This window comes from Petrotoga sp. 9PW.55.5.1, assembly GCF_003265365.1.
Classification (GTDB): domain Bacteria; phylum Thermotogota; class Thermotogae; order Petrotogales; family Petrotogaceae; genus Petrotoga.
The window spans coordinates 1-12,383 of the sequence record NZ_AUPM01000004.1 but is presented as its reverse complement, the minus strand read 5'-3'; the positions used below and the strand labels follow the sequence as shown (position 1 = coordinate 12,383).

The window sequence follows — 12,383 nt, the reverse complement described above, 5'->3', positions numbered from 1 at the left end:
AAGGGGAATTGGCTTTAATTCCCCTCTTGAGAGGGGTGTCAGACCGAAAGTCTGACAGGGTGTGGTCACAGACAGGGTAGTTGCTTTTGAATTGAATTTTCAATTTGCTAAAAGCAAATTAAAGAGCGACTACCCCGTCTGCAGCATAAAACGCTGCATCCACCCCTTCACAGAAGGGGAATTTGGCTTTAATTCCCCTCTTGAGAGGCTTGTTGATTTTAATTCCCCTTTTTTCTGTCTACTATCTTGACTTAAGTCCAAATTTGCTTTTATTCCCCTTTTTGAAGGGTTAATATAATAGAATTCCCCTCTTGATGAACTGCCCCATGTCAAGTAGACACAAAAATTAATAAAAAACTATATACATTTGGATGCTTGGTTTCTGAACTCAACAGGAGCCAGGCATCCAAGTTTTTTCTGGAACCTACGGTTGTTATAAAAATCAATGTATTCGTGAATAGCTTGTTCTAAATCTTCAAGAGAATCAAACTTCTTACCATAAAACATCTCAGATTTAAGAGTGCCAAAAAATCCTTCCATAGGACCATTATCTATACATTTACCGACACGAGACATACTCTGTGTCATTTCAGATTTTTCCAATTTGTTTTTAAATACTCTACCAGTATATTGAAATCCTCTGTCACTATGAAATATCGGTTTAGCTTCTGGATATTTTTCTATGGCCTTATCGAACATTTTGAACACCAATCTGTTGTCGTTTCTATATGATGTTTCATATACCACTATATCGTTACCATGTAGATCCATTACAGGACTTAAATAAAGTTTCCTTGTATCTGTTGGTATAGAAAACTCAGTTACATCTGTTAACCATTTTTCATTTGGTTTTTCTGTACTGAAATCTCTGGCTAGTATGTTCTCTTTTGTATATTCTGGTTTTGTCCTTTTACGATTAACTTTCTTTCTTCTTATTCTGGAAGATACTCCCACAAGTTTCATCAGTCTGTGTATGTAACCTTCAGAATATTCTTTTTGGTTTAGTCTGTTTATGTACATAGTCATTCTTCTGTATCCAAGTATCCCATCGTATGTAGCATGGTATTCTTGTATTAGATTACATATGGTTTCATCCTGTTTTTCTTTTTGTGGTTTTTCCCTCTTTTGGTTTTTGTAGTAAGAGCTTCTGGATATTTTCAACACATCACACAACATTTTAACTGAGTACCCTTTGGTTTTGTAGTAATCTACCGTTTTGTATTCACCATCTTGTTTTACTCTCGAAATTTTCTTTCTCTTTGGAATTTCTCTTTTTTTTTATGTACTTCTAATGCAAATGATAATCTTTTGTTCTTAGCTCTTTCCCTTTCTAACTCTAGTTTTAATCTCTGCATTTCTGTAAGTTCATCTTCGTTTATTTGAGTTTTAGATTTAGGACCACGTTTTCTATATTTGAGTGATTCAGGACCTTTGTTTAAATACATCTTTGTCCATTTATATACTGAAGAATATTTAATTCCATATTTATCTGCAGCTTTTTTGTAGTTCATATCGTTGTTTATTACCCATTCTGCTAATTCTACTCTTTCTTTGTATGTAGTTTTTCTTGATTCCATGGTATAGACATCTCCTTTCGGATCATAATCTTTCAGCTCTATACCATTATAATACTTATTTATCCAATTACGAATTAAACGAGAATTTATATTGTATTTAGCAGATAAATCCATGGCTGAATATTTTCCATCTATGTATTTTTTAACTACAGATATCTTGAATTCTTTACTGTATGATTTATTTCTTTTTGTTATTTCAAATGCTTTTTCTCCATGTTCTATATATCTGTAATACCAATCTCTTAAAGATGATTCATCACATCCCACTGATTTTGCTATGCTTTCAAAACTTCCTTTTCTTGATATGTAATCTTCACATGCTTTTATCTTTGTTTCTTTACTATATTTCCCTTTTCTCGACATAATAATTATACCTCCAAAGTAGTTTGGTAATTTTTATTAATTACGTGTCTACTTTGGAGGTATCATATCAGAGGAAGGGGAATTAAACCGATTTTACAACTGACATGGGGCAGTTCGTTTAGGGCGTTTTATATAATCTATTTACTCCCAACTATTTAGATACTCTTCTTGTTCTTTAGATAAAGTATCTATTTCTATTCCTTTCGTTATAAGATTAATCTCTGCTATCTTTTTATCTATTACATAAGGCACAGGCGAAACATTTACTTTCATATTACCACGATTTTCTTTTATATATTTAGCTCCTTCAAGCTGCAAGCTAAAAGACAAATCCATAATCTCTGTAGGATGGCCATCAGCATTTACTAGGTTCACTAGCCTCCCTTTTCCCAATAAAAATACGCTCTTTCCATTGGGTAATTTATACTCTTCCACTCCATTTCTTACTTCCTTTTTATCAACCGCAATTTCCTCTAAATCTTTGACTTTTACTTCAACATCAAAATGTCCAGCGTTTGAAAGAACGGCTCCATCTTTCATAAGTAGAAAATGTTCTTTAGTTATAATATCTATATCCCCTGTGACGGTTACAAAAAAATCTCCATATTTTGCTGCTTCTTCCATCTTCATTACTCTAAATCCATCCATCAATGCTTCATTAGCTTTAATTGGATCAACTTCTGTTACTATCACATTTGCACCCAACCCTTTTGCTCTCATAGCAACACCTTTTCCACACCATCCGTATCCAGCTACCACCACATTTTTGCCAGTAACAGTTAGATTAGTAGATCTTATTATTCCATCCCAGGTTGATTGTCCTGTTCCATATCTATTATCAAATAGATATTTCATGTATGAGTCATTTATTAAGATTACAGGTACTGGCAATTTATTTTGCCTATGAAGAGCTTTGTACCTTTTTACTCCAGTTGTAGTTTCTTCACATATCCCCCAAAGATTTTTGACTTTTTCAGGATATTTCTCAATTAAAGTAATCCCTAAATCTGCTCCATCATCTAATATTATGTTTGGATTAATTTCTAAAATTTTATCTATATTTTCCCAATATACAGATTCATCAAGAGACCTATCTGCATGAACATTTAATCCATAATAGTTTTTAAGTGCAGCAACAACATCTTCTTGAGTTGATAATGGATTACTACCAGTTATAGCTACATTTGCCCCCAATTCATGCATAATTATTCCTAAATATGCCGTCTTTGCTTCTAAGTGAATACTTATTGCTACATTTACATCTTTAAATGGTTTATCGGATTTATATAGATCTTTTAATGAATTCAAAACTTTCATATGTTTTTTTACCCACTCTATTTTCTTTTTACCACTCTCCACTAAATCTGTCATACATTTCCTCCTTTGTTCATTTATTTATATACTGACATATACGCCAACCAAAAAGCAGTCTTAGTGATTCATAAAATGGAAGATCTAATATAAAAATATAATTTTTATGAAACTTATCCTTAAGTTCTTCCAATACCTTATTTAGATTTTCAAAATAATTTGGTCCTTTTAGATCCCATTTTATTCCTTTTTTCTGATAAGAATAAAATAAATTTGTTATGGTTTTGGGAGTTAAATCTGATTCAGTTGTAGGGATAAATTTTAATGGAATTTTATCAAAAGAATTTTCGATTCTTTTGGAATAAGAGTTAAAGCTTTGAATATTTTTTTCTTGAAAAAATTTATAAAAAGTTAGTTCATATAATTCTGAATTTGTTGGATTATATTGTTTGGGAGTGCCCAAATGAGAAAGTATTCTTTCATAATAAGAACAAAAATCTGACACTTTAATAACCTCAGAATTAGTTAAAGATTTGATACAATAGACACATGGAGTACTTACTTCTTTCAACATGTTAGAAGAAGAATTTGCTCTTTCAGTGTCATTAACAAATAAACTAATATAGAAATTTAATAAATTTATAATTTTTTTTGCTTTTCCTTCAAGATAAGACTTTGAAATAAAAGATATAGATTTCTGAAACTCTTTTTCATACGCAGATATACCCATATTTACAAAAGAATAATTAAGATAGTTATTTGCAACTTTTATTAATTCATAGGCTTTATGGAAATTTTTATTTCTTAAAAAGTATAGACTTAATGTCAAATAAATTAAACCATTTTTTGGGTAATTCTTTATAAGTTCAGAAAAATATTGAGTGACATCCTCATCCTTACGTATTATTTTTAAGAAGCCTTTATTTATTAATGAATTCACATCGTTATTTTTAATATTAAAAAATTTCTCTGCTAATTCAAAATTATTTCTAAAAAGATGCATCAATCCGAATTGATTTGAATATTCAGATGATGATTTGTTCCCCAAACGAATTTCAAAAAAATAAGATAGTTTTTCATTCGAAATATCTATGTCGTTTAAAATGACATCAAACCAATTATTTAGATTATTGATTGATACATTTAGTCTTTCAATCTCATAATCTGCTTTATAAACTTCCTTTGAAATTTTCTTTTTTTCTACTTTTTGAGGAATTTTTATCCCCTTTTCTTCTAACTCTTTTTCGATTTCTTCTTTAATTTTATATAAATTTTTCAATCTATCGTTTGAATCTTGATTTTCACTCATAGATATCCCTGCTTTCATTCAACGAAAAACTGTAATATGAATTTTTACCAATTATCACATGATCATTCATGTTTATTCCTATAATTTTACCAGACTCAGTCAATCTTTCTGTAAGATTTATGTCATTCATACTAGGAGAAGGATCTCCTGAGGGATGATTGTGTACTAGAATAAATGACACAGCATTATATATAATAGCTTCTTTAAAAATATCTCTTGGATGTGCAATTGAAAGATTCGCAGTTCCATTACTAATATCTTTTATACGAATTATGTTAAGTTTAGAATCTAAGAATATTGCTCTGACCGTTTCTTTTGGTAAATAAACCATGTCTTCACATACATAGTAGGCTTCTTCTGGTGACGTTACTTTTTGATGTTCTTGACGCATCTTTTGAAGATGATATCTCTTACCTATTTCTAATGCCGCTTTTAAATTAATTGCCCCTACCTTACCTATTCCTTTTTCCTTTGATATCTCACTGAGCGAAAGATCAGATAATTTAGTTAAAGATTTATATTTTTCAATTATTCCCTTCGATACCTCAAAAACATTGTAATCTTTAACCCCATGTCTTAGAATAATTGCTATTAATTCTTCATCATCTAGATATTCCGAACCGTATTTTTCTAGTTTCTCTCTTGGTTTGAGCTCTTCCTTCATTCTCTGCTCCTTTTTATTTTAATCTTATATTAGCTACTTCTTTTAATCCTTATCTTCCTGATCCTTTTTTCCTTCTTTTGATAATTTCTTTAGATTATCACTAACATAATAATAAAAAGTATCTTTTTCAAACTCACCATTTTTATCAGACGTTCCGGCTTTGTAATCTGTCATTATTTCTATTGCTTCGTCAATATGATTTATTGCCCAAATATGAAATTCCCCATTAGATATGTCTTTATTTATTTCTTCTTTCAAAACAAGATTATCAATATTTTTACTTGGAATGATTACCCCTTGCTCGCCTGTAAAGTTCGAATCTTTACAAGTTTTATAAAATCCTTCAATCTTTTCTATAACTCCTCCAACTGGCAAAACTTCCCCATTTTGATTCATAGAACCAGTTATAGCTATATTTTGTTTTAATGGAATGTTAGCTATAGAAGACATTAGTGTTAGAGTTTCTGCTAAAGTTGCACTATCCCCTTCAATTATAGAGTAAACTTGTTCAAAATTTAAAGAAACACCAAACCCTGATTGTATATAGTTTGAGAATTTGTGTTTAAAATAATTTTCTATAATTAAAGAAGATTTTTTATATATTTTACCACTCAAATCTATATCTCTATGAATATTGATTATTTTTTCTGAAGAAGATCGGTAACTTTTTGCTGTAATTTTTACTGGATGCCCAAAAGAAAAATCACCCGTATCTAGAACAGTCAAACCATTAATTTGACCAACCTCATACCCTTCTGTTCTAATATCAATCTTCTTTTCTTTTATGGCGTTGAATATTTTTTTCATATGAAATGAGTACATTTTTTCTTTAAACTTTATTGCTTCTTTGATATCATTAGAAGTTATATAAGGGCTATTGCCATTTTTCCTAGAAATATTATTAGAATCGATTAGTAAATTCTTCAATTCTCCCAACTTTAAAGAAAATCTTTTATTATTCCCGTTAATTCTACAACTATATCTAATCACTTCTTCTATAGCGTCTTTTGTAAAATGAGATAGATCATTCTCATTTACCGTATTATTCAGAAAAGCCAAAAATTTGTTGATATTCTCTTCATTTAATTCAGCTTCATAATCAAATTGCGATTTTATTGGAAATAACTTTTCAAATTCACTGTCATATGCCCTAATAATATCATATACCCATTCTTCACCAATCAAAATAACTTTGACCTTTAAAGTCAATGGCTCTGGTTCTAAGCTTTCTACACTAGACAAACCTTCTGCAGTTTGTACATTTTCAATCTTAACTTCTTTTTCAGATAATATACGTTTGATAACTTCCCAAGCATATGGTTTTCTAAGTACTTTCTCAGCGTCCATTATTAAATAACCGCCATTTGCCTTGTGAAATGAACCAGATTTTATCATAGTGAAATCTGTTTGAAGAAAACCCATCTGTGAGTAATACTCTATTCTTCCAACGAGATTAGAGTAAGTTGGGTTATCTTCCTCTATTACAGGAGCCCCTTGAAGATATGAATTATCTACTAAAATATTGACGTTGTATCTTTTCTCTTTAAGAAAAGTGATCAAATTTTGATTATCAGAAGTTAATTGAGAAAGATGCGAAGCCATGTCTTCTTTAAGTGCTTGCAAATACTCAAAAACGTCTGAATATTTCAGATATTTTTTTTCTATTGGTTCAAAAAGTTTTGCTAAACTAAAAGAAGCCCAATATCTCCGTAAATTCTTAACCTCTTCCCAATATTCTTTGTCCATCTCAGTTATTTTTGCCATTGCTTTTTCTATTAATTCTCTCAATTTTTCAGAGTTCTTCTTAAAATGCTCTTTTATTTCTTCTTGTAACTCTTCAAACTCTTTTGTACTGATTTTCTTACCATTATATATCGGAACACTTACTATACCTTTTTCTGAAGCTTCCAGCACAAACCCAAGACTTTGAGCCTGTTTTCTTAAATCAGACCATATCTTTTCCCTTTGCTCGTTATATTCTTTCTCTAAAGAACTTAATCGTTGTTGAAATTCTTCTGTACTCATGGTTTTATTAAGTACTTGGATAGATGAATTAATAATTGATAAAAGCTCAGTTTTAAAATTTTTGGCTTCACCCGCAGGTAATTCCAAAAGCTTTGGCTTCTTTTCTTCTTTAAAATTAAAAACATAAATTAGATCTTGTGGAACTTTTTGATTCAAAGCTATTCTTTCAACTATCTTTTTTGTCATGCTTCTTCGACCACTTCGAGAAGGGCCAACTATAAAAACATTATTCGAATCTACAATACTTTCCAAGGCAAACTGTAAAATCTCACACGCCTCTTTTTGCAGGGTATAATCTTCATATGAAGCTATATTAACCTCTGAAGTGTTTTCAACTGATATTTCTGGAATTTTGATTGAAAAGTCATCTAAAGATAATTTCATAACTTCCACCTCCGTTTATGAGAAATCAAACCTCTCAAAAACTTTTTCAACATTTCTTATATAGTAATTTGGAGAAAATAACTCCTCCAATTTTTCTTTAGATATCTTTTCTTTTATTCTATAATCTTCAAATAAAATTTCTTTGAAATTTTTCCTATCATTCCAAGCTTTCATAGCATCTTCTTGGACTATTTTATAAGCTTCTTCTCTACTTATTCCCAAATCCACAAGAGCCAATAAAACACGTTGAGAATAAACTAAATTATACGATTTTTCTATATTTTCTCTCATTGTATCTTCGTGAACAACCAATTTTTCTGCAAGATAATTTGCCTTTTTAAGCATATAATATGTAAGTAATGTTGCATCGGGAATAAACACCCTTTCCACAGATGAATGAGAAATATCCCTTTCATGCCATAAAGAAATATTTTCATAAGCTGAAGACACATACGATCTAAGCATCCTTGACATTCCTGTTAAACGTTCACATAAAATTGGATTTTTCTTATGAGGCATGGCTGATGAACCTCTTTGACCTTTTTTAAACGGTTCTTCTAATTCTAAAACTTCAGATTTTTGAAGATGTCTTATTTCTATTGCAAATCTTTCTATACTACTACCTATTAAGGCTAAAGAGCTAAAAAATTCAGCATGAATATCTCTTGGCACAACTTGGGTTGAAACCTTACATGGAGAAAGGCTTAATTTCTTTAAAGCGATTCTTTCAACTTCTGGGTCAATGTTGGCGTAATTCCCAACTGCCCCACTAATTTTTCCTTGTGAGATCTCCTTAATCGCTTTTTCTAACCTTTCTTTATTTCTTTCAGATTCTGCAACAAAACCTAATATCTTTAACCCAAAGGAGGTTGGCTCAGCATGTACTCCATGTGTCCTACCAACAATAATGGTATCTTTATATTTCAAAGCTAATTTCTTCAGATTAGCTATATATTTATTTAGCTCATTATATATTATTTCTCCGGCTCTTTTCATTGCTAGTGAGAGAGAGGTATCAACAACATCAGAAGAAGTCAATCCTTTATGAAAGTATCTTGCCTCATCGCCCATATCCTCTGTAGCAACTTTAATAAAAGCTATAACATCATGATCAACAATTTTCTCAACTTCTAATATTTTTTGAACATCTATCTTAGCTTTGGTTCTAGCTTTTTGAACAGAACCTTTCGGAGCATAATTTAGTTCTTCCAAAGCTTCCATTACAGATAATTCTACTTCAAGCCACCTATTATATTGAGCTTGGAGAGTCCATATTTCTTTCATAGGAGAAAGCGAGTATCTTTCAATCAAAATTACCACCTCTTTGAGAGTTTAATTCTTTAGATCTTTTAGTAGCTTCCTTAACTGCATCCATGAGTATTCCTCGTATACCATGAGATTCCAAAACTTCTATTCCCCTTATAGAAGTACCACCAGGGGATGTAACCATATCTTTCAATGCTCCGGGGTGTTTATCTTCTTCCAAAACCATTCTTGCAGCTCCTAAAAAGGTTCTAGCTGCTAGTTCTGTAGAAAGTTCTCTGGGTAAGCCCATTAAAACACCCCCATCTGATAAAGCTTCTATCATAATATAAACATACGCAGGCCCACTTCCACTTAAAGCAGTTATTGTATCCATCATGTATTCTTCTACTAAATAAACATTTCCCACACTTTCTAATATCTCTTTTACTATATTTAAGTCTTTATCATTAATATTTTTATTTTTACTTATAGCTATCACACCTTCACCAACTAGAATTGGGGTATTAGGCATAGCTCTTATTATTTTTGTGGAGATAGGTAACGCCCTTTCTAAATGATGCAGGCTAACACCAGCTGCTATCGAAATTACTATCTTATTTTCACAATGGGGACTAATTTCTCTTAAAACCTTATTTATAATCTGAGGTTTTATTGCTAAAAGAATTATATCGGATTCTTTTACCGCTTGAACATTATTAGACATAGTTCTAATATCACAATAATTAGTGTTTTTTTCTGATTCGTATTCAAAAAGATCAGTCCCAATAATCTGCTCTCTTTCTAATGTTTTAGATTGAATAAAACCTTTGACTAATGTACTTCCCATTTTACCTAACCCAATTACACACAATTTTATATCCATAATTATCTAACCTGCCCGTTACCCAAAATAACATATTTTGTTGTTGTTAATTCTTTTATACCAATTGGTCCCCTAACATGTAATTTTTGAGTGCTTATTCCCATCTCTGCCCCAAAGCCAAATTCCTCCCCATCTGTAAATCTAGTAGAAGCATTTACATATATAGCTGCTGAATCAATTTCATTTAAAAATTGTCGAGCAGTTGTATAATTCTCTGTAACAATAGCTTCAGAATGCATGGTGCTATATTTGTTGATATGATTTATGGCTTCATCGATATCTTTTACTATTTTAACAGCCATAATATAATCTAGATATTCACTTCCCCAATCTTCTTCTTTGGCAGGTTTCAAGTCAGGAAGTATTTTTAAAGTTTGTTGGCATCCTCTTAATTCAACTTTATTTTTAAAAATTTCATTGATTTTAGGAAGAAATTCATTTGCTATGTCCTTATGAATAAGTAGTTTTTCTGCAGCATTACATACGGAAGGTCTACTGGTTTTAGCGTTTTCAACAATCTTTAAAGCTTTTTCTATATCTGCATCTTTATCGACATACACATGACAATTACCCGCTCCAGTTTGTATTACAGGTACCTTAGAATTCTCAATAGAGTTTCTTATTAATGATGGGCCTCCTCTTGGTATCAGGACATCTATGTAATCGTATAAGTTCATCAATTCATCAACAGCTTTTCTATCAGTTATATCTATAAATTGGACAATATCCTTTGAATAACCGCTTTTTTCTATACCCTTATGAATAACATTTACCAAAGCAGAATTAGAATTTATCGCTTCTGATCCACCTCTTAATATTACCGCATTACCAGATTTTATACAAAGTGCTGTTGCATCTACTGTAACGTTTGGTCTACTTTCAAATATAATTGCAATAACTCCTAAGGGAACTATCATCTTTCCAATCATCAACCCATTTGGCCTTTTCCACATCTCTGAGATATTCCCAATTTCACTTTTTAAATCCGCTACTTTTCTGACACTTTTTGCAATACTTTTTATTCTTTCTTCATTCAAAATCAACCTATCGAGTAAACTTTTTGACATACCATTCTTTTTAGCCCTTTCTATATCTTTGAGATTTTCACTTATTAAATAATCAATATTTTTTAGTAATTCTTCTGATATAGAGTTTAAAATATCTATCTTTTGAATATCGGAAGTTAAACCAAATGTTTTAGATGCAGCTTTTGCGTTTTTAGCTTTTTCTAAAACAATCTCTTCTACATTCATTTTTTCACCCTCCCTTAACTTGATTTTATGTATCTTCAAAACACCCCGGTTAAAGTCATTCATAAAACAAATAATACCAAACCCATATGCCACTATTTTGAAACTCGAACTTCTTATTTGCTCTCTTTTCAAAATATTCTTCGAACTTATCTTCTGGTGTAATAAAGAAAAATTTAGCATTAGGGAAAGCCCTGCTTAAATGCCTCATCTTTCTATAGGTATCTTTTATATTATCTTCAACTTTTATTCCATATGGTAGATTAGATATGAAATATATTAAATCATCACTTTTTTCTAGTGATTCCATATTTTTTTTCTCAAAATGAACTTTTACATTTGCCCTTTTTGCATTTTCTTTGGCAATCTCTATTGCTTTGTAATTCTTGTCATATCCATAGATATCGTAATTGCTAGTATTATTTACAGTAACACTACTCAAATTAACATCTCTAAAAATTTTCCATTGTAAAAAAGCATAGTCCTTCCTTAGTATAGAATTAGAAGCATATAAAGCTGCTTCAATGGGAATTGTCCCAGAACCGCAAAAAGGATCAATCAGAGTATAATCCTTATTCCATTTTGATAGGATCACCATACTAGCCGCTATTGTTTCTCTTAGAGAATTTGGTAGATGGGTAATTCTATAACCACGTTTTGCCAATGAATCCTTGTAAGTAGTATCTAAACAAATAGTTGCCTTATTATTTTTTAGATAAATATATAAGGGATAAATGATTTCATTTTCAACCCAGATATTTGTTTTATAAGATTTTTTCAAATTTTCATAAATCGCCTTTTTAATCACAGAAGCAACTGCACCGGTAGCAGATAATTTAGAATTTGTGATTTTAACTCTTTCTACAACAACTTTTCCGTTCTTTTCTATATAATCTTTCCATTTTGTTTGAAAAATATTATCATAAAGTTCATCAAAACTGTTAACTTTAAATTCATTAATCTTAATAAGAATCCTATCTACGGTGCGAAAATGTGTAACTATATTGGGGATATCCTTCAACGAAGCCAAAAATTGAACCTTTCCTGATGATGAATTGATTATTTTATATCCATTTTTCTTAATCTCAAAAGAAGGCGCTGCTTCTAATCCGGCAGTACAAAGTGCGATCAATTCAACCATATCAAACTCCTGTTTTTTATATGTCATTATGATTTAAATTATATCATATTAAATAGATAAATAAATTAGCCCGCATTAGATCATATTAAATGTCCGTGAAAACAATTGGTTTTCGTTTTGAAAGTAAAATTCCCCTTCTGTGAAGGGGTGAATGCAGCGTTTTATGCTGCAGACGGGGTAGTCATTTCTATTCCCCTTCCTACGAAGGGGTGGATGCAGCGTTTTTATGCT

10 protein-coding genes are annotated in these 12,383 nt (G+C 30.9%); all 10 read right to left on the bottom strand.

The genetic code is table 11. The features are described from left to right. Positions 1-357: 357 nt before the first annotated feature. Positions 358-1,248: an IS3 family transposase gene (locus PW5551_RS01105; protein WP_233488388.1), complete on the bottom strand. Its 891-nt coding sequence runs from the start codon at positions 1,246-1,248 to the stop codon at positions 358-360. Further along, on the bottom strand, positions 1,236-1,940 hold the full coding sequence (locus tag PW5551_RS01100) for a helix-turn-helix domain-containing protein (protein WP_113073702.1): 705 nt from the start codon (positions 1,938-1,940) through the stop codon (positions 1,236-1,238). Before PW5551_RS01100 ends, PW5551_RS01105 begins: the two co-directional genes overlap by 13 nt. Before the next feature lie 141 nt (positions 1,941-2,081). Then, positions 2,082-3,311, bottom strand: a complete 1,230-nt coding sequence (locus PW5551_RS01095) for an adenosylhomocysteinase (RefSeq protein ID WP_113073699.1) — start codon at positions 3,309-3,311, stop codon at positions 2,082-2,084. A 16-nt stretch (positions 3,312-3,327) separates the two neighbouring features. After that, a complete protein-coding gene (locus PW5551_RS01090; RefSeq protein ID WP_113073696.1) occupies positions 3,328-4,560 on the bottom strand; it encodes a type IV pilus biogenesis/stability protein PilW in 1,233 nt (410 codons plus the stop codon). Continuing rightward, the gene (radC, locus tag PW5551_RS01085; RefSeq protein WP_113073693.1) at positions 4,553-5,224 is read right to left on the bottom strand and encodes a DNA repair protein RadC; all 672 of its coding nucleotides are present in this window, start codon (positions 5,222-5,224) and stop codon (positions 4,553-4,555) included. The genes PW5551_RS01090 and radC overlap by 8 nt, the downstream gene beginning before the upstream one ends. Positions 5,225-5,266: 42 nt before the next feature. Continuing rightward, entirely contained in the window at positions 5,267-7,633 is a 2,367-nt protein-coding gene (locus PW5551_RS01080) for a Lon protease family protein (protein ID WP_113073691.1), read from the bottom strand. 15 nt (positions 7,634-7,648) lie between these two features. Beyond that, positions 7,649-8,944 (bottom strand): adenylosuccinate lyase, encoded by a 1,296-nt coding sequence (gene purB / locus PW5551_RS01075; protein WP_113073689.1) that lies wholly within the window; start codon positions 8,942-8,944, stop codon positions 7,649-7,651. Next, positions 8,937-9,761, bottom strand: coding sequence for a pyrroline-5-carboxylate reductase (proC, locus tag PW5551_RS01070; protein ID WP_113073687.1), 825 nt, complete (start codon positions 9,759-9,761; stop codon positions 8,937-8,939). Before proC ends, purB begins: the two co-directional genes overlap by 8 nt. Positions 9,762-9,763: 2 nt before the next feature. Continuing rightward, positions 9,764-11,014 carry a glutamate-5-semialdehyde dehydrogenase gene (locus PW5551_RS01065; RefSeq protein WP_113073683.1) on the bottom strand — a complete coding sequence of 417 codons (1,251 nt, stop codon included), beginning with the start codon at positions 11,012-11,014 and terminating at the stop codon, positions 9,764-9,766. Positions 11,015-11,069: 55 nt separating this feature from the next. Further along, complete coding sequence (locus tag PW5551_RS01060; protein ID WP_158526103.1) at positions 11,070-12,152, bottom strand: class I SAM-dependent RNA methyltransferase; 1,083 nt, start codon at positions 12,150-12,152, stop codon at positions 11,070-11,072. Positions 12,153-12,383: the final 231 nt, after the last annotated feature.